The organism is Micromonospora sp. NPDC047521, assembly GCF_055587305.1.
On sequence record NZ_JBVJGN010000004.1, the window covers coordinates 345,005 to 367,829 of the forward strand.

Here is a 22,825-nt window from a genome sequence, read left to right on the forward strand (position 1 = left end):
CCGGACGGGGCCGGCTCAGAGCCGGGTGATCCGGACGGCGTCGGCGACGACGTACCCCTGGGTGCTGGTCCAGCGGCTGACCCCGACGACCTGGCGGGTCCCCGCGGCGAGGTCGTAGGTGCCCAGCACCCGCCACTGCCCGCCGCCGCTGCGCTGGTCGACGGAGGCGGTCACGGTCCCGTTCGCCGTCGCCACCAGGTGCGGCGTGGCGCTGTTGTACCCGGGATCGGCCGGGTACCAGACCTCGACCCGGTACGAGCCGGCGGCGGGCAGCGTCGCGCTGAACCAGGCCGGGTCGCTGACCGCCTGCGGCTCGGCGAACCGGTAGTTCGTGCCGTACCGCGTGGTGAGGTACGACGACGTGCCCCAGGTGGCGGCGGCGGTGAAGCCACCTGTGGTGGTGTTGTCCACGATCACGCTGAACGTGCCGCCGGTGCCGGTGACCACCCGCGCGTTGCTGGCCGGGCTCTCGTGGTGCAGCCGGTCCAGGGCGGTCACCAGGTACCGGTAGGTCGAGCCCGCCGCGGCGGTGGTGTCGGTGAACGTCCCGGTGCTGCCGGACGCGCGTACCGTGCCGAGCAGGTTGCGGGCGTCGGCCAGGTCGCAGGTGTCGACGGCGCCGTCGCCGGGCAGTCGGTACACGGCGTACGAGGCCGTGCTTCCGGTGCCGCCGCGCTGCCAGTTCACTGTCACACCGCCGGTGCCGCGTACCGCCGAGGTGAGGTTCGGCGCGGCGGGCGCCGCGCCGCCGACGCCGGCCGGCGCCAGCGCGGGCCTGCGGTAGTGGTCGTTCGCCACCCGCGACACGGCACCGATGCGGTCGGCGCGGACGTCCTTGGCGCTGAAGTGGATGTCGCCGAGGATCCGGGGGTAGGTGCGGTTGAGCGTGAGGTGGTCGGACAGCTCCGCCGGGTCCTGCCAGGCGGCATCCTGCCCGGACGCACCGGCGCGGTAGGTGGCCTGACCGACGAGCAGTTGCACGTTGGTGCCGGTGACGGTCTCGGACCACCAGCGGACCAGCTCGGCGTAGTCGGCCGACGGGTGGCCGATCTGCCAGTAGATCTGGGGGGCGACGTAGTCGATCCAGCCCTGCTTCACCCAGCGTCGGGTGTCGGCGTAGATGGCGTCGTACGACTGGAGGCCTGTGGTGCGCGAGCCGAGCGGGTCGGTGCCGGCGTTGCGCCAGATGCCGAACGGGCTCACGCCGAGCTTCACCCACGGCTTCGCCGCACGGATCCTGGCACTCATCTCCTGCACCAGCAGGTTGACGTTGTTGCGCCGCCAGTCGGCGATGGTGGTGAAGCCGGCGCCGTACTGAGCGTACGTGGCCTGGTCGGGAAAGCCACCACCGCTACCCGGGTACGGGTAGAAGTAGTCGTCCCAGTGCACCGCGTCGATGTCGTATCGGTTGACGGCGTCCATCATGGCGGTCTGCACGAAGGCCCGGACGGCGGGGATGCCCGGGTTGTAGTAGAGCTGGCCGTTGTAGGCGACGGCCCAGCCCGGGTTCGTGCGGGCCGGATGGCTGGCGGCCAGCCTGGTGAGGTCGGTGTGGGTGGCGACCCGGTACGGGTTGAACCAGGCGTGGAATTCCAGGTCGCGGGCGTGCGCCTCGGCCACCATGAAGGCCAGCGGGTCGTAGCCGGGGTTGCCGCCCTGGGTGCCGGTGAGCCACTGCGACCACGGCTCGTACGTCGACGGCCAGAACGCGTCGGCGGCGGGGCGGATCTGCACGACGACGGCGTTCATCCGACGCTGCTTGGCCAGGTCGAGCCAACCCCGGTACTCGGCCTGCTGGGCGGCGGCGATGAGCCCGGTGCGGCTGGGCCAGTCGATGTTGGCCACGCTGGCGATCCACATGCCCCGGAACTGCCGTTTCGGGGTGGCCGGGTCGGTCACGCAGGCTGCCTGGGCGGCCACCGGCACGGTGTCCGGCGGGGAGGAGGCGGCGGCTGTTGCGCCGAGCGTCAGCGCCGCTACCAGCGCCAGTCCCGAAAAATATCGATAACAGTCTCTGGGCATGAAGGGATTTTCAACGTTGCCCGACTGTTGTGCAAGTAACCTTCAGCGCCGGCGGCGGCGGACGCTCAGACCAGGTCGGCGTCGCGCAGCAGCTGCCAGAGGCCGGCGCCGTCCGGCGCGGACAGCCACTTCTGCCCCACCGGCCCGGACGACGCGCGGCCGGCCGGGGCGGGCAGGCTACCGGCCAGCACCGACTGCGTCGGGGAGAGCCGGCGGATGGCCACACCCGCCACGTTCTCCGGGTGCGCGGCGGCGAACTCCCGGTAGATCTCCTGGTCGTGCTGGCCGTCGTCGCCGACCAGCAGCCACCGCACGTGCGGGAACTCCCTGGCGAGCCGGGCCAGGGTGACCCGCTTGTGCTCCCGGCCGCTGCGGAACCAGCGGTCGGCCGTCGGCCCCCAGTCGGTGAGCAGCAGCGGCCCGGCCGGGTAGAGGTGCCGGGACAGGAACCGGGTGAGCGTGGGCGCGACGTTCCACGCGCCTGTGGAGAGGTAGAAGACAGGCGAGCCGGGGTGCGCGGTGACCAGCCGCTCGTACAGCACGGCCATGCCGGGCACGGCGTTGCGGGCGTGCTCGTCGAGCACGAACGTGTTCCAGGCGGCGAGCAGCGGCCGGGGCAGCGCGGTCACCATCACCGTGTCGTCGATGTCGGAGAGGATGCCGAATGTGACGTTGGGGTCGAGGATGCGTACCGGCGCGTCGACCGGATCTGCGTCCGGGACGCTGAGCCGGACCGTGCCCCACCCGGGCGGCAGGTCGGCCTCGACGAGCGTGTCGACGAAGCCGCTGCGGTCGGCCTGCGCCTCGTGCCGCACGCCACCGGCCTCGATGGTCACCGTGACGTGCTTCGCCGGCAGGGTGGTGAAGCTGCGCCAGCCGCGCACCTTGTCCAGACGGCCCCGCTGGCGGGTGTCCGGACGGCCCAGCAGCACCCGGCACATCACCCGCACCCAACCCGGGGAGCCGTAGCCGGTGTACGCGATGATGTTGACCCGCCAGCCGGTGCGGCGCAGGCGGCGCTCCACGAGCTGGTGAACGGCGTCCTCGATCCGCGCTGCCCGGTGCAGGTTGGGAACGGCCAGCTGGCCGGCGGGAGTGGGTGGCACGCGCCAACCCTGCCACACGATCACACCCACGGCCACGTGAGCGGACCCCGACTGCGCGGAAGCTCCCCGGCCCGCCCGCCGGCCGTGAAACACTCCGGTCGGGACGACGACGGGGGCGTTGGTCGTGTCGCATCCAGAACAGCACCGTGGGCGGTGGCGCCCACGACCCGACCGGCCGGCGCTCGTGGCGCTGCTGCTCGGGCTCGTCGGCGTCGTCTACCGGCTGGTCCTGACGCTGTACACGGTGCCGGTGTCGAACAGCGACGAGGCCACCTTCGGCCTCGCGGCGCTGCACATCGGGCAGGGCCGGGAACGGCCTGTCTTCCTGTACGGCCAGCACTACATGGGAATGCTGGAGTCGTACCTGGCGGCGCCCCTCGTGGCGCTTGCCGGGCCGAGCTGGCCGGTGCTGCGGCTGCCGATGCTCGCGCTGTACGCGGTGTTCCTGTATCTGATCCACAGGTTGACCCGCCGGATCTGCACGCCCTGGTTCGCCACGGTAGTCGTCGGTCTGCTCGCGCTCGGGGGCGAACGGGTGGTGCGCGACCAGCTCACAGTCGTCGGCGGACGGCCCGAGGTGAAGCCCGCGGTGCTGCTGATGCTGCTGATCACCGTGGGGCTGGCGGCCGGCACCGTGCGCCGCCGGCGGCTCGCCGTGGCGTTGTTCGGGCTGCTCGTCGGCCTGGCCGCCTGGTCGGACTGGCTGATCCTGCCGTACCTCGCGGTGGCCGGGCTGGCCCTGGTGTGGGCGCTGCGGCGGGAGCTTCTCGGCTGGTCCGGCCTGCTGCTGGTGGCCGGCGTCGTGGTCGGGATCGCGCCGATGATCGTCGACAACCTGCGTGCCGGCCCGGGTGACGACTCGCTGTCGGTGTTCCGGGAGGTGAGCACCAAGGCGGGGCCGCAACCGCCGTGGTCCGAACGGATCTCCGGCGGCCTGCTCGAGGGGATACCGCTGGCGCACGGGCTCTGCCCGGTGGACGGCTGCGGGCGCTGGCAGCAGTGGTTCGGGATGATCTACCCGCTGCTGCTGGTGGCCGGCGCGGCGCTCGCCGTGCTCGCGTACCGTCGGGCGGCCGCGACGCCGCGCGGGGAGCGGGTCGCGCCTGTCGTGCAGCTCGCGCTTGTCGCGGGCGCCGCGTTGACCCTGCTGTCGTACGTGCGCAGCCCGCTCGCCGCGACCAGCCCGCTGGACAACGCCCGCTACCTGTCGGTGCTGCAACTGTCGCTGCCGGCGGTGCTGTGGCCGGTGTGGGTGGTGGCGGTGACCTGCTGGCGGGGCACGGCAAGCGTGCTCGGGCGGCTCGCCGGCGTGCTGGCCACCGCCGTGCTGGTCGCGCTGACCGCTACCACGCTGGTCACCACCGTGCTGTTCGTGACGACCGGGACCGCCGCGTCGCGGACCGAGGAGCGCGCCGCCCGGGAGCTGGCCGCCGCGCTGCGCGCCGACGGGCCGCACGAGGTGTACGCGGACTACTGGACCTGCAACCGGCTGATCTTCAACACCGACGAGACGGTGATCTGCGGGGTGCTCGACGGCGACCTGTCCCCCGGGCAGAACCGCTACCTGGCGTACTGGCGGCAGGTCGGCCGCGCCGAACGACCCGGCTACGTGGTGGAGATCGACTCGCCGATGGACCGGCGGCTGCGCCGGCTGCTCGCCGACCGGGACGACACCACACCGGTACGGGAGGTCGGCGGCTATCGCGTGTACCACCCCGACACACCGGTGCGGCCCTGGCGGTAACGGCGGGTCGTACGCTGGCCGGGCCGCCGCCGTCGCACCCGTCGAGGAGTCCCATGCTCATCCTGCTGCCGCCCTCGGAGGGCAAGGCCGACGCCGGCACCGGACGACGGTTCAGCCCCGACCGGGTCTCGCTGCCGGAGTTGAACCCCGCCCGGGAACGGGTGCTCGACGCGCTTGTGACGCTCTGCGCCGGGCCGGACGAGGAGGCGGCTCGGGTCGCGCTCGGGCTCAGCGAGGGCCAGCGCGACGAGCTGCGCCGCAACGCCCGGCTGCGCGTGGCGGCCACCGCGCCCGCCGAGCGGCTCTACACCGGGGTCCTCTACGAGGCGCTGGGGCTGGCCTCGTTGCCGGCCCCGGCACAGCGGGCAGCCCGCCGGTCGATCCTGATCAGCTCGGGACTGTGGGGGGCGGTACGCCTGGCCGACCGGATCCCGCCGTACCGCTGCCCGATCGGCGCACGCCTGCCCGGCGTCGGGGCGCTGTCCGCGTACTGGCGCGGGGAGCTGGCGGCGGCGCTGGACGGCGCGGCCGGTCGCGGCCTGGTGCTGGACCTGCGCTCCGGCGCGTACGCGGCCACCTGGACGCCGCGCGGGGAGCTGGCCGAGCGGACGGTCACCGTGCGGGTGCTGCACGAGCGGGAGGTCGACGGGGCGCCGGTCCGTTCGGTGGTGAGCCACTTCAACAAGGCCACCAAGGGCCGGCTGGTCCGCGACCTGCTGCTCGCCGGCGCCCGCCCGCGTACCGCCGCGCAGCTCGTCGGCACGCTTCGCGAGCTGAAGCACACGGTCGAGGAGCAGACCACCGCGCCCGGCCGGGTACGACAGGTGGACCTGGTCGTCAGCGACCTGTGACGGCGGGCACCCGCAAGATTTCCTCAAGGCTGGGCGCGAGGCATTCCGCAACGGCGTCGCAGGGGCCACGGTAGGGGAACCCAGACTCCGACAAGGGAGCCTTCGTTGACCTCCGAACCTGCCCTGCTCGACGCACTGCGCGCACCCGCGACGCCGCCCCCACTGGACTGGCTGACCCTCGGCGACGCGTTCGAGGCCGCCTGCCTGCTGCGGTGCACGCCGCCGCCGACAGCCGCCCGGCCGGGCACCCCGTACGCGCCAGGCGTGGAGTTCAACCGGGAGGACGCCGCGCAGCGGATGCGCCAACTGCTCGGCCGGCTGGACATCCCGGTGACCCACGAGACCGCCGTCGGTGGTCTGCGCCGCCGCTACGAACTGCACAGGCTCTGGGTGCCGCGCGAGCACCACGGCGCGTACACCCGGTTGTTGGACGCCGGCTGGCGGCAGGGGCGTCGGGAACTGCTCGGCGGGCCGGCGCCCGGCGCGTCGCCGGCCCGGCGGCTGTGGGTGTCCCGTCTGGCGGCGGCGGCCTGGCGGTCGGCGCTGCTGGCCGGTGGACGGCACGTCCGCCGGCACATCCTCGGCGTCCGGATCACCGACCGGGAGCTGGCCGGGGTGCTGATCCGCGCCGCCGCCGTACTCGACGTGCCGGCCCGGCTCCGCCCGGGTACCGGCTGTTTCCTGGTCAGCGTCGCCGACGGCCCCGACCGGGAGCGGATCCTGCGCAGCGCGACCCTGGAGCCGGCACGCCGTCAGGTCTGCTGAGTCGACGCCGTTGACGCGCCGGCCGCGCGAACGGGCTTGCGCCCGCGCTGCCGACGGCGCACAGTGCAGCGCGTGAGGCGTACCTCGTCCAGTCGGCCCGGCCACCGCCGCGCGGGCCCGGCGGCCCTGTTGACGCTGCTGCTGGCCGTGACGCTGACCGCCGCCGGCTGCCGGGACACCGCGAACGAGCCGCTGCGCATCCGGATCGCCACCGGGAGCCCCACAGCCGTCTACTACGCCTTCGGTCAGTCCCTGGCGACCATCCTCAACCGGGAGATGCCCGACGTGCGGGCGAGCGTGGTGGTCACCGCCGCCTCGGCGGAGAACGTGCGACTTGTCGGCTCCGGCGACGCCGAACTGGGCTTCACCCAGGCCGACGTGCTGCCCAGAGCCTCGGCGAAGGACTCGCCCGTCGACGCCATCGCCCGGGTGTACGACGACCAGCTGCACCTGGTCACCACGGGTGGCGGGCCGGTGCGTACCGTCGCCGACCTGCGGGGCCGGCGGGTCTCCGTCGGCGCCCCCGGATCGGGCACCGAGATCACCGCCTCCCGGCTGCTGGAGGTGGCGCGGCTCGGCGGCGACCAGGTGCGCCGCGAGCGGCTCGGCCTGGACGACTCGGTGGCGGCCCTGCGGGCCGGGCGGATCGACGCGTTCTTCTTCTCCGGCGGGCTGCCGGTGCGCGGCATCGCGGAGCTGGCCTGGCGCAGCGCCACCCGGATCGTCGACCTGAGCGCGCTGACCGAGCCGCTGCGCTCCCGCTACGGGCCGGTCTACGTCTCCCGGGACATTCCCCGCTCGGTGTACGGCATGGACCCGGTGACCACGGTGGCGGACCCGAACTACCTGATCGTGCGGGCCAACCTGCCGGAGCGGGTGGTCCGGGAGGTGACCAGGCTGTTGATGGAGCGCCGGGCCGAGCTGGGCGCGGCCCATCCGGCGGCCGGACGGATGAGCCCCCGTTCGGCGATCGTCACCGCACCGCTGTCGCTGCACCCGGGCGCCGCCCAGTGGTACCGCGCGGCCAAACCCTGAGCACCCGCTACGGGACGGGGCACGCGTCGCCGGCGGGTTCGGTGTCCGGATCCGGCCGGTGGGCGTCGGCCGGGGGCCCCGGGAACCACAGACCGGCGATCAGCCCCCGCGGCTCCCCCGCGCGCATCGTGAGCCGCCCGTCGGACGCGTCCACGAGCACTGCGACGATGGTCAGGCCGAGCCCGGCGCCGTCGACGTTCTGCGCGTCCGGCGCCCGCCAGAACCGCTCGGTGGCCTGGCCGAGCTGACTCTCGGTCATGCCCGGCCCGGAGTCGCGCACCTCCAGGGCCACCCCGTGGTCACGGAGAGCAACGGTCACCGTGACCGTCCCGCCGGCACCGCTGAACTTCACCGCGTTGTCGATCAACGCGTCGAGGGCCTGGTCGACGGCTGTCGGCACGGTGCGGGCGTACGCCGGGGCGTCGCCCGGGGCCAGCCGCAGCGTGACCGACCGGTGCCGCGCGAGCGGCGCCCACGCGGCCACCCGGGACGCCGCCACCGCCGCCGCATCGACGGTGACCCGCTCGTTCTCCTCGCGTTCGGCACGGGCCAGGGTGAGCAACGCGTCGAGCACAAGCGCCAGCCGGTCGGTCTCCTCAAGCGCCAACCGGTGCTCGGAGCGGCCGTCCACGTCGGTGAGGCTGGGGCCCAGCTCCTCCACCCGCAGCCGAAGCGCCGTCAGCGGGTTACGCAGCTGGTGACTGGCGTGCGCCACGAAGGCGCGCTGCCGGTCCATCACGTCGGAGACCACGTCGGCCATGTGGTTGAAGCTGGCCGCGAGCCGGCGCAGCTCAGGAGGGCCCAGGCGGTGCTGCACCCGGGCGCTCCGGTCGCCCTCGGCGATCTCGTGGGTGACCGCGTCCAGCTCGGTGACCGGCCGCAGCACCCACCCGGCCAGCCCGAACGCGGTGAGCACGCAGGCCAGCACGGCGAGCAGACCCGCCAGCGCGAGCAGCAACCACCAGGCGGCGACGGCCCGGCGGATCGGGCCGGCCGGGGTCACGATCACCACCGCGCCGAGGACCTCACCACCGTCGCTTACCGGCACGGCCACCACCACCGGGCCCGTCGTCCACGGCCACACCGACTGGGGGGCACTGGCCTGCTGCCCGGACAGCGCGACGTCCAGGGCCGTGGTGGTCGCGGTCGGCTGCCACCGAGGCGAGGCGACAAGTGTCCCCCGGTCCCGGTCGACGACTGCCGCGCCTATCGCGTACAACTCGTCGTAGCTGCGCAACTCCGACTCGATCGGGTCCGGGCCGCCGCCGCGCAACGTCGGCCCGGCCAGCGAGGCGAACCGGGTCGCGTCGGCCAGCCGGTCGGCGCGTACCCGTTCGGTCTCACCATTGGCCAGGGTGGCGGCCAGCGGGGTCTCCAGGGCGATGAGGACGAGCACCATCAGCAGCAGGTAGCTGATCACCAGTCGGCGACGCACGGCGGCTCCTCAGACCTCGCGCAGCCGGTAGCCGACCCCGCGTACGGTCTCCACCAGGCGGGCGTCGCCCAGCTTGCCGCGCAGCGACCCCACGTGCACCTCGACTGTGTGCCGGTCGGCCCAGGTGGTGCCCCAGGCGTCGAGCAGGATGCGGTCCCGGGGCACCGCCACCCCGGGCTGGCGGGCCAACGACAGCAGCACGTCGAACTCCTTGCGGGTCAACGTGACCAGCCGGCCGTCGACAGTCACCGTCCGGGCCGTCACGTCGATGCGCACCGACCCGGCCTCGATCAGGTGCCGCTCCGGCGCGGCGTTAGCGGCCCGACGCAGCACCGCCTCGATCCGGGCCTGCAACTCCACCATCGAGAACGGTTTGACCACGTAGTCGTCGGCGCCGAGGCGCAGCCCGAGCACCCGGTCGCGCTCCTCACCCCGCGCGGTCACCGCGATGATGCCGAGCTGACTGCTGCGTCGGCGCAACGCCCGGCACAGGTCGGTGCCGTCCCCGTCGGGCAGCGTCAGGTCGAGCAGGACCAGGTCGCACGGGGCGGCGGAGAGCGCCGCGGCGACGGTGGCGGCGTGCTCGACCTCGTATCCGCGCCGGCCGAGAGCCGAGGAGAGCGCGGCGGCCACCCGGCGGTCGTCCTCCACCAGCAGGATCCGCACCCGTGCCCCCGTCCCTCGCAGCGCCGTCCTGCGAATGGTGGCAGAAGCGGGCGGCGAGCGGGAGGCCCGCCCACCGGGGGCGGACGCTCAGAGGCCGAAGACGTCGTCGGCGACGCTGTCCCGGACACCGTCGGTGAAGCCCCGAAAGCCCGGGTCGTCGTGGCGGGCCGGCACGCTCGTGACGTTCACGCCGCTGGCCTGGGTGACCGCGTCGACCAGGGGCGGAAAGTCGATCTCGGCGTCGTCGAAGGCGTCGTCGTCCGCCTCGGCCAGATTGATCACCTGCTGCACGTCGTCGGACGGGGTGTCCGGATCCGCGGCCCACTCCCCGCCGGCCCGGTAGCACTCGTCGTACAGCGCCCGCTGGCTGTCGGTCCAGTCGTCGTCGTAGCTCTCCATCGCCATCCCCTCCGCGGCCGTTGCACCTGAGCATGCCGGGCCGCGCCCGGCGTCGGCGGCGGTACGGCCGAAACGCGTACCCGCCGACGTACGCTGCGGAGGTGATCTACAAGCTGCTGCCGACTGTCGAGTGGGACGACGCCCGGGCGGCCGGGCACCTCGCCGGCTCGGCGGTGGACCGGCAGGACGGTTTCATCCACCTCTCCGCCGCCGAGCAGGTGGTGGAGACCGCCCGTCGGCACTTCGCCGGCGCCACCGGGCTGACCCTGCTGAGCGTCCGCGAGGACCGGTTGGGTGACGCGCTGCGGTGGGAACCGTCGCGCGGCGGGCAGCTCTTTCCGCACCTGTACGGTCCCCTGCCGGTCACCGCCGTGGTGGACGCGCGGGTGCTGCCGGTGGACGTCCCGGTCGCCGAGGCGGTGGCCGCGCTCCTGAGCTGACGCGACCGCGCCCGGTCCGACGGCGTCGGGCCGGGCGCGGGATCGTCGGGTCAGCGGCAGAGGCGGGCGATCTCTTCCTGGAACCGGTCCATCGGGTTCTCCTCGGCGGGGCCGAGCAGGTAGGTCTTCAACTCCCGGCGCGCCTCGGTCATCGGGTCGTCACCGGCCCGGGTCACCGACACGATCTTCTCCAGCTCACCGCAGTCCTTCGAGAGCAGGTACGCGGCCCGCGTGGTGGGGAACTCCCTGCGGAACTCGTCCTCCGGGAGGCCTGCCGGGTTGGCCACCACGTACGGACGCTGGCTCTGCACGAAGTCGGAGACCACACTGGACACGTCGCTGACCAGCAGGTCGGTCTGGTTGAAGCAGTCGAACAACGCCGGCGTGCGGCCCGTGATGACCAGGTGCGCGGTGCCGTCCAGAGAGGACGCGTTCGGGTTGCCGCCGGCGGCACGGATCGCGCCGACGATCCGCTCGTGCACGCTCCGGGCCGCCGTAGACCGCGACCCGGTGAGCGGGTGCGGCTTGTAGATCAGACGCACCCGGGGGTTCGTGGCCAGCAGCCCCTTGACGATCCGCTCACCCATCAGCACGAGCGAGGTGTGGTACGGGTCGTCGTCGAGCCAGCCCTCCCAGGTGGGCGCGTACAGCACCGTGAACGGCCGGTCCACCGACTCGGCGCCGAACGTGTGGACACCGGCGAGCTGCGGCCGGCCGATCTCGACGATGTCCGAGTCGAGCACACCCACACCGGCGCGGGCGTACCGCTCCCGGCCGGCCAGTCCGGCGACCCAGACCTCGTCGTACACCTTGCTGTAGGGGTTGACGCTTGCCTGCTTGTCGCTGTCACCGTGCCCGACGAAGACGTGCTTCGTGGTGGGCTCGCGCAGCATGTGGATGTTCGCGCCGACGTTCGCGGCGTAGAGCGCCGCGCGGATGCTGCCGAGTTCGAGGTTCATGAAGTCCACCCCGGCCGGTACGCAGATCACCGGCAGCCGGGTGTCGGCCAGCTCCAGGAACGCGTCCCGGCTGCGCATCAGCACCACCGCGCGCTGCTGGAGCGCCTCGGTGGGGGCGAGCCACATGTTCGCCTGGTAGACGTCCTTCGCCGGGCCGGCGAAGTAGAGCGCCACCTCGGGCCGGTAGGTGTCCAGCCACCGCTGCACGGCGGGCAGCAGCGGACCCGGACCCGAGCCCCGGCCGCGCAGCCAGGTCAGCGCGATGATCGCGCCCACCACGCCGGTCGCCGCCACGGCCACCACCGCGGCGACGAAGAACGGGGTCACGTCGTGCTGCACCGCGGCGGCCACCGCCGCCGGCACCAGCAGCAGGTTGAGCAGGGGCATCCGCTCGCCGGCCACGGCCGCGGCCCAGGCCGGCGGCTGGGGGGCCGAGCGCAGCGGACCCAGTTCGATGTTGCGCACCATGGCGGAGAGCGGGTTACGACGCTCGATCATGGTGGTCAGGGCGCCGGCGAAGACCGACACGACCCACACGACTGCCGGCAGGGCGAGCAGCCACGTCAGCTCACCGCCGTCGAGCGGCACCTCGGCGGCGACCAGCAGCACGGCGGCGAGATCCCGGGTCAACTGCCGGTACGAGAAGTGCAGGCCGACCTTCTCCAGCAGCAGCTGCGACGGTGGCGACCAGCGGGCCACGGCGAACTCGCCGACCACCGCGACCAGCCCGGCGACGGCGAACAGAGCGATCCAACCGAAGGTGCCGGCGACGAGCATGACCAGGTAGGACAGCACCAGCAGCGCGCTGCGGGCGGCGACGCCGAGGCGTCCCGATAACGTGCCGAACAAAGGTACAGCTCCCTACGAGAGTGGTGACCGTCTGGGCGCGTGGCCCTTAATGGCGACGCCGGATGGGGACGGCCTGCGTACGACGCGGGGGCCACGCGGCGATGCGGAGGTCGCAGCCTCGCGCGCCACCGACGGGTCGGCCCCGCCACCGCGCACGCCACGTCCCATGTCCGAACTCCTGAAGTGCAGTGTGCCACGCGCGGACCCGCCCAAAACCGCGCCTCGGGCCGTCCGCGCGTGACTGCGACCTTAACGCCGTGGAACACCGAGGGATCACCCGGGTATCGGACCGCAATCCGGGCACCTGACGGGTCCCGCCGCTGTGCGGCGGGTCACAACCGGGCACCGACACGCCACGGCCCGGACGCGACGAGGCGTCCGGGCCGTGGTGTCGGCGTGTCCCGGCAGGTCAGCCGCCGGGGGTCGGGGCCGCGGTGGTCCGGTAGCAGTTCATCGCGCCGGGTGGGTTGCGCGACGCGATCAGCTCCAGACCCAGGTACGGCGCGGCGTCGGCGACGAGGGTGTTGGACTTCCAGACACAGACCGTGCTGACCCCCACCCGGCGCATCGCGCCGTCCGCCTCGTAGATCGAGACGGTCCGGTCGGCGTCGGCCAGTCTCGCCAGCAGCAGCCGGTCCCGGGAGAACTGCGTGTCGATTCCGTAGTCGGTGAGGTAGAGGTCGCGGGGAAGCACCACCCGGACCTCGGTCGTGACCTCCGGGAGTGACCGCATGACCGACGACGGCGCGAGCACCAGGCCCGGCGGGCGGTTGTCCAGCCTCTTGATCCAGAAGGAGGACGCCTTGCGGGCCACCGGCATCCGCCAGGTCGGCTCGGTCTGGACCATGTCGTCTTTCCACATGGGCTTGCCCTGGGTGTAGAAGATGCACACCAGCACGGCGGGGAGCGCGAAGGCCAGGACGCGGTTGACCTGGGCCAGCCGGGGCAGTCGGGGAAGCCGGACGACGGCGAGCATGCCGACGAGCGCCGGCACCGGCAGGATCCACGGCACCCGCCAGAGCACCGCCCGCAGACCGCTGAGGTCACCGGCGACCTTGAGGATCCCGGGGATCAGCAGGACCGTCACCGCGAGCACGGCGCCGGCGGCGAGCTGCCGGGGCGCGCCCGCGCGAAGCACCAGGGGCGACCACCACACGGCGAGCCCGGCGATGACGCCGAGGATGCCGAGCCACAGGGTGAGCTCGTAGATGGTCCGCAGCGGCAGCAGCGGCGCGTACGTGGCGACCGTCGTCTCGATCCCGCCGCGCAGGACCTGGACGAGCGCGCCGGACAGCACCGGGTAGAGCGACACGGCCGCGAAGCACAGGACGGCGTCGCGCACCCGCCTGGTGGCCAGCAGTACGACACCCGCCGCGGCGCCGATCAGGGGCAGGAGCATCACGGCCGTGGTGGTGTAGCCGACGCTCGCCACGGAGAGCAGGGTGAGCAGGATCAGCGAACGCCGGGAGCGGCGCTCCAGGTAGTCGGTGAAGTACACCCAGGTCAGTGGGATGAGCGCGTGCACGAAGACGCTCTTGCCCTGGGTCAGCCGGGGCAGGTGGTAGGTGTTCAACGAGTCGGCGAAGTACGCCACCAGCAGGATGTAGGCCGCGGCCACGCCGAACGCGACGAGCGGACGCCGCGGCGCCCACCGCTGCACGAGCCGCCACAGCGCGAAGATGGCGAAGACGGCAAGCACCGGAAGGAGCAGGTACCACGTCGCGGACGCGGCGTGCACGTGCAGGACGCGCGCCATCGCCCCGATGAAGACCTCGAAGGACGGCAGGGGCGGGTTCGCCGAGCCGGCCGGCAGGACGCCCTCGGTGAACAGGAAGTCCCGGAACGGGATCTCGTCCCGCTCGGCCACCCAGACGGACTTGCCGACGTAGAAGACGTCGTCGAGGGAAACCCGGCCGATGAGCGTGGCGAAGTAGGCGGCGGCCAGCGAGACGACGAGGACCACCCAGCCCTGCGCCGGGGTGGTGCCACGGCTTGCCGCAGCGGTGCCCCTGTCGACCCGGGCGCCGCGGCGCGACAGGGCCAGCCACGCCGAGATGACCGAGACCAGGCCGAGCCCGATCGCCAGCCACCAGGTCACCATGCCGGTGCCGAGGGAGGCGAACAGCGCCGCGCCGAGCGCGGAGCCGAGGGGCAGGGCGTACCGGCGCAGCAGCGCCGTCCGGTCGACGGGCGGCTCGGCGGGCGCGCCAGCCGGCTCGTCGTCGGCGGGCCGGACGACCTCGTCCCGCTGCCGGAGCTTCCAGGTCACGTACGCCACGACCGGCAGCAGGACCACCCAGCCGATGAAGACGACCGAGGGACGCAGGTCGAGACCGAGGTTGAGGTGGTAGAGCAGCGTCCAGAGGGCGAAGCCGACCACCGCCGCGTCGGTGAACAGGACGGGTGCGGCTGCCACACCGGCGTTGAGTCGACCGATCAGACCCCGGCCGCGCCCCGACCGGCTGGTGCCCGCCGCTGCGGGGCCCGCGATCGGGGCGGTCTCTCGGTCGGCTGGCGCTGGCGCCACAACAGCGTCTTCGACTTTCGTCACGGGTCGTCCTTGTCGTCCGGCGGCGAGTGTGGGGGCGAAAAGTGGATGTCGTCTCGGTGACAGCCCGATGTCAAGGGGGCAGCCTAGCGGAGGCGGGCGGGGAATCCGGGCCCACCGTTCGGAGGGTGTCGCGGGGCCGGTCAGCCGGCCATCGGAGCTGCCCGGGGGTGCGGCACGGCACCCGTCACGCCGAGCCCGGCGACCACCGACTCGACGAGCCGCTCCAGGTAACTGTCTGTGAGCGGAAGCCGGGCGATGGCGAGCCGCCAGTAGAGCGGGCCGACGATGAGGTCGATCGCGGCGTCCGGGTCGGTGTCGGCGGGCAGCTCTCCCCGCTGCACGGCCCGGCCGACCAGACGACCGCCGATGTCCTGCTGGCGGGCCTGCAGCACCTGACGCAGGGTCGCGTCGATGCCGGGGTTGCGGGCGGCCTCGGCCAGCAGGTCGGGGATGATCTGCGAGGCCAGCGGGTGGCGCAGCGCGTGCGCCACGGCCTGGAACAGCAGCGTGAGGTCGCCGCGCAGGGTGCCGGTGTCAAGCGCCGGGAGCTTGCCGTGCGCCGCCGCCGCGACGATCTCCACGACCAGGTCGAGCTTGGAGCTCCACCGGCGGTAGATCGCCGTCTTGCTGACGCCGGCCCGGCGGGCGACCGCCTCGATGGAGAGCCGCCCGTAGCCGACCGCGGCGAGCTCCTGCATCAGCGCGCGCCGGATGGCCGTGGTGATCTCTCCACGGAGCACCGCCGCACCGGCCGGAGCACGCCTCTTCTCGGACGTCACCAGGGACTCTTCTCGCAGGTCACGACAGCCAGCGTAGCGCAACGACGATACGGTTGCGTCCCGACGTGTTTCGGACTACTGTCCACGCAGCGACGAGGCGGCGCCCCGCGCACAACTCCCACTAGGATCCCATCGTCGCGAGCAACCCCGTCTGCACGAAAGATCGGAGCGCCATATCCATGGCCACCACCGCGCTGGTCGACCCCGACACGGGCCTGACCCAGGCGCAGCTGGCCGCTCGGCACGGGCTACGGGTCGCCGGTGAGCGACCGAGCCTCGTCGAGTACAGCCGCCGACTGTGGGCCTACCGGCATTTCATCGCCGCGTACGCCAACGCCAAGCTGGTCGCCTCGTACAGCAACGCCAAGCTGGGCCAGCTCTGGCAGGTGCTCACACCGCTGACCAACGCGGCGGTCTACTACCTGATCTTCGGGGTGGTGCTGGCTCAGAACAGCATTCCGAACTTCATCGCCTACCTGACCACCGGGCTGTTCATCTTCAACTTCACCCAGAGCGCGGTGCTGGCGGGCACCCAGTCGATCAGCAGCAACCTGGGGCTGATCCGGGCGCTGCACTTCCCCCGGGCCAGCCTGCCGCTGTCCACCACGATCACCCAGTTCCAGCAATTACTGGCGTCGATGGTGGTGCTGATCGGCATCGTGCTGGTCACCGGCGAGCCGATCACGCTGAAGTGGTTGCTGCTGGTGCCGGCCCTGCTGCTGCAGGCGGTGTTCAACGCCGGCGTGGTGCTGCTGGTTGCCCGGCTGGGCTCCAAGTCAAGCGACCTGAAGCAGGTCATGCCGTTCGTCATGCGCACCTGGATGTACGGCTCCGGTGTCCTGTACAGCGTCAGCCTCTTCGAGCGGCTGCCCGCCTGGGCGACGACGCTCGTGCAGTACAACCCGCTGCTGGTCTACATCGAGCTGGCCCGCTACTCCCTGCTGGAACAGGCGCCACTGCTCAACGAGTCGCTGACCCGGCTCTGGGTGGTCGCGGCGGGTTGGGCGCTGGTGGCCGGGCTCGGCGGTTTCATCTACTTCTGGCGCGGCGAACAGGAGTACGGCCGTGGTTGAGCACATCGGGGCCTCCACCGAGGCGACCGCGACACTGACCGCCACCCAGGAGCGCATCCCGACCGTGGTGGTCGACGACGCGCACATCATCTACCGGGTGCACCAGGGCGCCTCCGGTGGCACCACGCCGGTGGCCGCGCTGCGCCGGCTGGTCAAGCGCACCCACGCGCCGAACGTCCGGGAGGTGCACGCGGTCAAGGGCGTCTCGTTCACCGCGTACCGGGGCGAGGCGATCGGGCTGATCGGCAGCAACGGCTCCGGCAAGTCCACGATCCTGCGGGCCATCGCCGGCCTGCTGCCGGTCAACAGGGGCGCGATCCACACCCAGGGGCAGCCGTCGCTGCTCGGCGTGAACGCGGCGCTGCTCAACGACCTGTCGGGCGAGCGCAACGTGGTGCTCGGCTGCCTGGCCATGGGGATGCACCCGGACGACGTGGCCAAGCAGGCCCAGGGGATCATCGACTTCTCCGGAATCAACGACCGGGGCGACTTCGCCAGCCTGCCGATGCGGACGTACTCGTCGGGCATGGCGGCCCGGCTGCGGTTCTCCATCGCCGCCGCGAAGAAGCACGACGTGCTGCTCATCGACGAGGCGCTCGCCACCGGCGACAAGGGCTTCCGCAAGCGCAGCGAGCAGCGGGTACGGGAACTGCGCGAGGGCGCCGGCACGGTGTTCCTGGTCAGCCACCAGCTCTCCTCGGTACGCGACACCTGTGAGCGGACGATCTGGCTGGAATCGGGCGTCATCCGGATGGACGGCCCCACCGACGAGGTCATCCGCGAATACGAGGCGTACGCGAACAGCAAGTAGAAGTGCCGGCGAACCTCCGGCATCGACACGACGCCATGGACCGCGTCGCCCGCGTTGGGGTGGCGCGGTCCGCGCGTTAAGGTTCATCCCGTCGCCGCTCGGGCGGAACCTTCCGTTAACGCATTCGACGAGAGTGAGGATCCGGCAATGACGCAGGACCAGACCACTGGCCCGGACGCCGCAACGGAGACCCCGGCACCGTGGCGGCCCTCGCGGACAGTGGCCGTGGTGCTGGCGGGCGGCACCGGGACCCGGCTGGGCCTCGGCATCCCGAAGCAGCTCCTGAAGATCGCCGGTAAGCCGATCATCGAGCACACCCTGGCGGTCTTCGAGGCGGCACCGGAGATCGACGAGATCATCGTGCTGATGGCCGCCGGCCACGTCGAGGACGCCCGGCAGATCGTCGAGAAGGCCGGCCTGCGCAAGGTCACCAAGGTGATCGAGGGTGGCGACACCCGCAACGCGACGACCCGGATCGCCCTGGACGCCGTCGGCCCGGCCGACTGCAACATCCTCTTCCACGACGCGGTACGCCCGCTGCTCAGCGGCCGGATCGTGCGCGAGTGCGTGAACGCGCTCTGGACCTACGACGCAGTGGACGTGGCCATCCCCTCCGCGGACACGATCATCCAGGTCGACGACAACGACTGCATCACCGACATCCCGATGCGCTCCCGCCTGCGCCGTGGCCAGACCCCGCAGGCGTTCCGCTCCCCCACCATCCGCGAGGCGTACCGGATCGCCGAGGGCGACCCGGACTTCGCCGCGACCGACGACTGCGGCGTGGTGCTGCGCTACCTGCCCGGCACCCCGATCAAGGTGATCGACGGTTCCGACGAGAACATCAAGGTCACCCACCCGGTCGACGTGCACCTGGCGGACAAGCTCTTCCAGCTCGCCGCCGCGCAGGCGCCCCGGCTCACCGACCACCGCAGCTACGCCGAGGAGCTGACCGGCCGCACCATCGTGGTGTTCGGCGGCAGCTACGGCATCGGTCACGAGCTGGCCGAGTTGGCCCGCCGCTACGGCGCGCAGGTCTTCCCGTTCAGCCGCTCCACCACCGGCACCCACGTCGAGCGCGCCGAGGACGTCGAGGCCGCGCTGAAGACCGCGTTCGAGGCCACCGGCCGCATCGACCACGTGGTGGTCACCGCCGGGATCCTGGAGAAGGGCGCCCTCGCCGAGATGGACGAGGAGACGATGGACCGGGTGCTCCAGGTCAACTTCGTCGGCCCGGTGACCATCGCCCGGCAGTCCCTTCCGTACCTCCAGCAGACCAAGGGCCAGCTGCTGCTCTACACCTCCAGCTCGTACACCCGGGGGCGGGCCCGCTACGCGCTCTACTCGGCCACGAAGGCCGCCCTGGTCAACCTCACCCAGGCGCTCGCCGACGAGTGGGCCGACGTCGGCGTCCGGGTCAACTGCATCAACCCGGAGCGGACCGCCACCCCGATGCGCACCCGGGCGTTCGGCGAGGAGCCGGAGCACACCCTGCTCGCCGCCGAGGCCGTCGCCCAGTCGTCGCTTGACGTGCTGATCTCCGACCTGACCGGCCAGGTGATCGACGTACGTCGGGCACCCGGTGACGGGCCGAGCGTGCCGGCGCAGTCCGGCCCGGACCGGGCCGAGGCGCCGGCGGCGGCGTCCGCGAACTGACGGCGGCGGCGAGGGCGGAAAACGGAGCGACATGCGCGGTGACCTGGTCCGGAAGATGGCCGCCCGGTGCCTGAGCACCGGGCTGGCCGTGCTGGCCTTCGTCGTGCTGGCGCTCACCGGGGCCACCGACTGGGGGCTGGCGCTGGCCGTCGCCGCCTTGGCCGCGGCAGCCGTCGAGCAGCGGATCCGGCCCAGCGCCGACCTGGTCGCCGAGACGGCCCTCATCGCCGCCGCCGTGCTGGTCGGCTACTCCCGGCGGCTCGACGACGGGCTCGACCCGGCGCTGGTGGCCACCGCGCTGGTCCTGCTGGGGCTGGTGCTGCTGGTGGGGCCGCTGCGGACGGCCGGGAACCTGGAGATCCGGGCGGCCAACCTGCCGGTGCGGTCCTGGACGCCGCTGGTCGCCGACCGGCTCGGCACCGCACTGCTGGGGCTACTCGCCGTCGTGGCCCTCGCCGCCGCGCTGGTCCTGCCCGCCGTCGTGGCGCTTGTCGCCAGCCTGCTGGTGGGCGCGGGGGCCGGGGCTGTCGCCCTGGACCTGGCCCGGCGCCGGTTCCGGCCGGCCGCCGCTGGCGGGGCGGTGGCCCGCGCGCTGCGCCGGCACGAGCCCGAGTTCCTGCTCTACTTCTCCGCACCCCCCGGTTCGGAGTACCAGGTCACCATGTGGCTGCCGTACCTGGAACGGATCGGCCGCCCGTTCGTGGTGCTGGTGCGGGAGCCGGAGTTCCTCGCGCCGATCGCCGCCGCCACCGACGCGCCGGTGGTCTACTGCCCCACCCTGCGGGCGATGGACGAGGCGCTGGTGCCAAGCCTGCGGGCGGCGTTCTACGTCAACCACGGCGCCAAGAACAGCCACTGCATCAGGTTCACCCAGCTCACCCACGTGCAGTTGCACCACGGCGACAGCGACAAGGCGCCCAGCGCCAACCCGGTGTCCGGGATCTTCGACCGGATCTTCGTGGCCGGCCCGGCGGCGATCGAGCGGTACGCCCGCGCCGGCGTACGGATCCCGGCCGAGAAGTTCGTGGTGGTGGGCCGCCCGCAGGTCGAGTCGATCGAGGTACGCCCCGAGCCGGTACGCGGGCTCGCCCACCCGACGGTGCTCTACACCCCCACCTGGACGGGGCACCACGCCGACGCCGACTACTGCTCCCTGCCGGTGGCCGAGAAGCTGCTGCGGCGGCTGCTGGAGCGCGGCGCGACAGTCATCCTGCGGGCGCACCCGTACACCGCGCAGAATCCGGCCTCGGCCCGGCAGCTCGGCCGGTTGACCGAGCTGCTGGTCGCCGACCGGGCCCGCACCGGACGGCAGCACGTCGTCGGCGCGGCGGCCCGCGAGCTGAGCCTTACCGAGTGCGTGAACCGCTCGGACGCGCTGATCTCCGACGTGTCCGGGGTGATCTCCGACTACCTCTACTCCGGTAAGCCGTACGCGGTGACCGACATGGGCGACGAGGGCGACGGGTTCGTGCGGCGCTTCCCGTTGGCCGGGGCCGGTTACGTGCTGCGGCGGGACATGTCGAACACCGACGAGGTGTTGACCGACCTGCTGGACACCGATCCGGCGGCCGAGGCGCGCTGGGCAACCCGCCGCCACTACCTGGGCGACTTCCCGGCCGAGACGTACGCCGAGGCGTTCCTGACCGCCGCCCGCCGGGAGCTGACGCCGCAGCGGACACTCACCGCCCCGGCGGGCGTGTAGCGCCTCAGCGGTACGGGTCGAGCAGGGCCAGCACCGCCGCCGGGTCCTCCACGTGTGCGTTGTGCCCGAGCCCGGGCAGCGTGACGACCGGGACGCCGTACTCCTTGAGCTGCGCGTCGGTGACCATCGGGTCGTGCTCGCCGCGGGCCAGCACCACAGGCACGTCGGTGGCGGCGATCAGGGCGGCCAGGTCGGGCTCGCCGACGGCGAACGCGCCGGGATCCATGGCGAGGCGCCACCGGCCGTCGACCTGCCGCAGCCCGGCGTCCACCACCGGATGGTCCGGTGGGAGCAGGCCGGCCAGCCCGGAGACCCGCAGGTAGCGGCGTGCCGCCTCGGTGCGGTTGGCGAACCAGCTGACCGGGCGGGCGGCCAGCTCGGCGGCGCGGTCCAGCTCGGCGGGCGACCAGACCGCCTTGATGCCCAGCCCGACCACCGCGTCGACAGGCAGTCCGGCGTCGCGGGCGGCCAGCGCGAGACCGACGACGCCTCCGAGCGAATGCCCGAGCACGACGAGCCGGTCGTCGGCCGCCATGCCGCGGGCGATCCGGTCGGCAAGACCAGCGAAGGAGTACGACGGCAGCGGCGCCGACCAGCCGTGACCGGCCAGGTCCGGGGCGAGCCACCGCGCGGGCCAGTGCTGCTCCAGCAGCGGCGCCCAGGGCAGCCACACGTCGCCGCTCGCCCCCATCCCGTGCAGCAGCAGCAGGATCGGTCCGCGACCGGCTTGACCACCCGATTCATCCGCCACGGCCGCAGTCTCCCACGGTTCGCGGCCCGGAACGAGAGTCGAACGCGGACCCGACCGGCGATGATCCACTGTAGAGTGCGGCGCCTGGACGGGCATCGTCGTCGCGGGAGGGAGCCTCCGTGCTCAGAAGGCATCGATCAACGCTTGCGGCGGCGGTGGCCGTCGTCGCGCTCGGCGCGGCACCTGACGCGCCCGCGCTCGGCACGCCGTCGGGCGTCGCGCCGCACGGCGCGACTGTCGCGGCGGCCGACCGGGTCCTGCGGGTCTACAACAACAACATCGAGAACCTGGTGGTGAACAACGCCGACGGGAGCTGCACCCGGATCTCCGGACCGGACCACCTGACCTCGATCCTGGTCGACGACGCCGGACGCACAGGCACCAGCGGTGTGGTGGCGCCGGACCTGCTGATCGTGCAGCAGGTGCGCGGCAGCGGCCAGGCCGAGGCGTACGCCGACCAACTGTCGGCGAAGTTCGGCTACCCGGCTGGCACGTACGGGGCCATCGTGGCCTGGACGGACCCGGAGCCGTGGGGCAGCACGCACAAGTGCAGCTCCCAGTCGCTGGGCGACCTGAAGAAGAAGCAGACCAACGCGATCATCTGGAACACCAGGACGCTCAGCCTCGCCGCCGGCGACATCTCCAAGTACTGGAGCGCGGGCTGGCTCAAGCCGGGCACGGCGTACGCCAACGGCGCCGGGTGCACGCTGTACAAGCCGCCGAACAGCGACCCGGACAGCACCGACTACTACAAGTGGAAGCGGACCAGCGCCATCGCGGCCCGGTTCACGATCAGGGCGACCGGCACCAGCGTGTTCGCGGCGACCATGCACCTGCCGCAGGAGAACCGGCAGAACGCGTGCGCCGGCGACGGCGACCGGGGCATCGCCAACAGCGGCATCCACCTGGGCGCGGACGCGACGAGCCTGTTGAACGCCTCCACGATCCGGATCGTGGGGATCGACGCGAACCGCACGGGCATCGCGGCCAGCACGCTGAGCGGCTACGGCATGACCGGCTACGGCTCGGCCGCCACCAGCGGGTCCAGCAAGATCGACTATCTGTTCGTGAAGGGCACCGTACGGCCGTCCAGCATCGGGCACACGGTCAGCGGGACGAAGTCGAACCACCTCGCGCTGTACGGCTTCATCGACTACTGAGCACGACACGAAGACGCCGCGGGCGCCGGCCCCTCGTGGGGGACGGCGCCCGCGGCGGTCCATCCGCCTGG

Annotated in this window: 19 protein-coding genes; 10 read left to right on the top strand and 9 right to left on the bottom strand. The window is 72.6% G+C overall.

The window, feature by feature from the left end; all coding sequences use genetic code 11:
• Positions 1-15: 15 nt before the first annotated feature.
• A complete protein-coding gene (locus ACZ6N8_RS12315) occupies positions 16-2,022 on the bottom strand; it encodes a family 10 glycosylhydrolase (RefSeq protein ID WP_466009575.1) in 2,007 nt (668 codons plus the stop codon).
• 65 nt (positions 2,023-2,087) lie between these two features.
• On the bottom strand, positions 2,088-3,128 hold the full coding sequence (locus ACZ6N8_RS12320; RefSeq protein ID WP_364371766.1) for an App1 family protein: 1,041 nt from the start codon (positions 3,126-3,128) through the stop codon (positions 2,088-2,090).
• 124 nt (positions 3,129-3,252) lie between these two features.
• On the opposite strand from ACZ6N8_RS12320, the gene ACZ6N8_RS12325 reads away from it, so the two are divergent.
• The 4 genes from ACZ6N8_RS12325 (at position 3,253) to ACZ6N8_RS12340 (ending at position 7,523) form a co-directional block, all read left to right on the top strand.
• Positions 3,253-4,872 carry an ArnT family glycosyltransferase gene (locus ACZ6N8_RS12325; protein WP_466009577.1) on the top strand — a complete coding sequence of 540 codons (1,620 nt, stop codon included), beginning with the start codon at positions 3,253-3,255 and terminating at the stop codon, positions 4,870-4,872.
• 53 nt (positions 4,873-4,925) lie between these two features.
• Entirely contained in the window at positions 4,926-5,723 is a 798-nt protein-coding gene (gene yaaA, locus ACZ6N8_RS12330) for a peroxide stress protein YaaA (RefSeq protein WP_466009579.1), read from the top strand.
• Positions 5,724-5,828: 105 nt separating this feature from the next.
• Positions 5,829-6,488 (top strand): hypothetical protein, encoded by a 660-nt coding sequence (locus ACZ6N8_RS12335; RefSeq protein ID WP_466009580.1) that lies wholly within the window; start codon positions 5,829-5,831, stop codon positions 6,486-6,488.
• Positions 6,489-6,551: 63 nt separating this feature from the next.
• Complete coding sequence (locus tag ACZ6N8_RS12340; protein ID WP_466009582.1) at positions 6,552-7,523, top strand: TAXI family TRAP transporter solute-binding subunit; 972 nt, start codon at positions 6,552-6,554, stop codon at positions 7,521-7,523.
• A 7-nt stretch (positions 7,524-7,530) separates the two neighbouring features.
• On the opposite strand, the gene ACZ6N8_RS12345 is transcribed toward ACZ6N8_RS12340, so the two are convergent.
• The 3 genes from ACZ6N8_RS12345 to ACZ6N8_RS12355 all read right to left on the bottom strand — a co-directional run bounded on the left by ACZ6N8_RS12345 (position 7,531) and on the right by ACZ6N8_RS12355 (position 10,023).
• Positions 7,531-8,958 (bottom strand): sensor histidine kinase, encoded by a 1,428-nt coding sequence (locus ACZ6N8_RS12345; protein WP_466009585.1) that lies wholly within the window; start codon positions 8,956-8,958, stop codon positions 7,531-7,533.
• A 9-nt stretch (positions 8,959-8,967) separates the two neighbouring features.
• Positions 8,968-9,624, bottom strand: a complete 657-nt coding sequence (locus tag ACZ6N8_RS12350; RefSeq protein WP_357985654.1) for a response regulator transcription factor — start codon at positions 9,622-9,624, stop codon at positions 8,968-8,970.
• An 87-nt stretch (positions 9,625-9,711) separates the two neighbouring features.
• On the bottom strand, positions 9,712-10,023 hold the full coding sequence (locus ACZ6N8_RS12355; protein ID WP_139583969.1) for a hypothetical protein: 312 nt from the start codon (positions 10,021-10,023) through the stop codon (positions 9,712-9,714).
• Between the two features lie 101 nt (positions 10,024-10,124).
• Between ACZ6N8_RS12355 and ACZ6N8_RS12360 the strand changes: the two genes are divergently transcribed.
• Positions 10,125-10,463, top strand: coding sequence for a DUF952 domain-containing protein (locus ACZ6N8_RS12360; RefSeq protein ID WP_466009587.1), 339 nt, complete (start codon positions 10,125-10,127; stop codon positions 10,461-10,463).
• A gap of 50 nt (positions 10,464-10,513) precedes the next feature.
• On the opposite strand, the gene ACZ6N8_RS12365 is transcribed toward ACZ6N8_RS12360, so the two are convergent.
• From ACZ6N8_RS12365 to ACZ6N8_RS12375, 3 genes are all read right to left on the bottom strand, one after another.
• The gene (locus ACZ6N8_RS12365) at positions 10,514-12,271 is read right to left on the bottom strand and encodes a CDP-glycerol glycerophosphotransferase family protein (RefSeq protein WP_466009589.1); all 1,758 of its coding nucleotides are present in this window, start codon (positions 12,269-12,271) and stop codon (positions 10,514-10,516) included.
• 409 nt (positions 12,272-12,680) lie between these two features.
• A complete protein-coding gene (locus ACZ6N8_RS12370; protein WP_466009591.1) occupies positions 12,681-14,822 on the bottom strand; it encodes a DUF6077 domain-containing protein in 2,142 nt (713 codons plus the stop codon).
• Positions 14,823-14,962: 140 nt separating this feature from the next.
• Entirely contained in the window at positions 14,963-15,562 is a 600-nt protein-coding gene (locus tag ACZ6N8_RS12375; RefSeq protein ID WP_466009841.1) for a TetR/AcrR family transcriptional regulator, read from the bottom strand.
• A gap of 218 nt (positions 15,563-15,780) precedes the next feature.
• On the opposite strand from ACZ6N8_RS12375, the gene ACZ6N8_RS12380 reads away from it, so the two are divergent.
• The 4 genes from ACZ6N8_RS12380 (at position 15,781) to ACZ6N8_RS12395 (ending at position 20,843) form a co-directional block, all read left to right on the top strand.
• On the top strand, positions 15,781-16,674 hold the full coding sequence (locus ACZ6N8_RS12380; RefSeq protein ID WP_466009593.1) for an ABC transporter permease: 894 nt from the start codon (positions 15,781-15,783) through the stop codon (positions 16,672-16,674).
• Positions 16,667-17,485 (top strand): ABC transporter ATP-binding protein, encoded by an 819-nt coding sequence (locus tag ACZ6N8_RS12385; RefSeq protein ID WP_364371797.1) that lies wholly within the window; start codon positions 16,667-16,669, stop codon positions 17,483-17,485. The genes ACZ6N8_RS12380 and ACZ6N8_RS12385 overlap by 8 nt, the downstream gene beginning before the upstream one ends.
• A 147-nt stretch (positions 17,486-17,632) precedes the next feature.
• Positions 17,633-19,141 (top strand): bifunctional cytidylyltransferase/SDR family oxidoreductase, encoded by a 1,509-nt coding sequence (locus ACZ6N8_RS12390; protein ID WP_139583974.1) that lies wholly within the window; start codon positions 17,633-17,635, stop codon positions 19,139-19,141.
• Between the two features lie 31 nt (positions 19,142-19,172).
• Positions 19,173-20,843, top strand: a complete 1,671-nt coding sequence (locus tag ACZ6N8_RS12395) for a CDP-glycerol glycerophosphotransferase family protein (RefSeq protein WP_466009595.1) — start codon at positions 19,173-19,175, stop codon at positions 20,841-20,843.
• A 4-nt stretch (positions 20,844-20,847) separates the two neighbouring features.
• Here ACZ6N8_RS12395 and ACZ6N8_RS12400 read toward each other — a convergent pair whose 3' ends face one another.
• Positions 20,848-21,594, bottom strand: coding sequence for an alpha/beta fold hydrolase (locus tag ACZ6N8_RS12400; RefSeq protein WP_466009597.1), 747 nt, complete (start codon positions 21,592-21,594; stop codon positions 20,848-20,850).
• A gap of 119 nt (positions 21,595-21,713) precedes the next feature.
• Here ACZ6N8_RS12400 and ACZ6N8_RS12405 point away from each other — a divergent pair, with 119 nt between their 5' ends.
• Entirely contained in the window at positions 21,714-22,754 is a 1,041-nt protein-coding gene (locus ACZ6N8_RS12405) for a hypothetical protein (RefSeq protein ID WP_466009599.1), read from the top strand.
• Positions 22,755-22,825 lie beyond the last annotated feature (71 nt).

What these genes read in the sequence shown, in the direction of transcription:
- ACZ6N8_RS12395 (WP_466009595.1), top strand. Translation starts at nt 19,173, where the DNA reads ATGCGCGGTGACCTGGTCCGGAAGATGGCCGCCCGGTGCCTGAGCACC.
- yaaA (WP_466009579.1), top strand. Translation starts at nt 4,926, where the DNA reads ATGCTCATCCTGCTGCCGCCCTCGGAGGGCAAGGCCGACGCCGGCACC.
- ACZ6N8_RS12380 (WP_466009593.1), top strand. Translation starts at nt 15,781, where the DNA reads ATGGCCACCACCGCGCTGGTCGACCCCGACACGGGCCTGACCCAGGCG.
- ACZ6N8_RS12390 (WP_139583974.1), top strand. Translation starts at nt 17,633, where the DNA reads ATGACGCAGGACCAGACCACTGGCCCGGACGCCGCAACGGAGACCCCG.
- ACZ6N8_RS12355 (WP_139583969.1), bottom strand. Translation starts at nt 10,023, where the DNA reads ATGGAGAGCTACGACGACGACTGGACCGACAGCCAGCGGGCGCTGTAC.
- ACZ6N8_RS12315 (WP_466009575.1), bottom strand. Translation starts at nt 2,022, where the DNA reads ATGCCCAGAGACTGTTATCGATATTTTTCGGGACTGGCGCTGGTAGCG.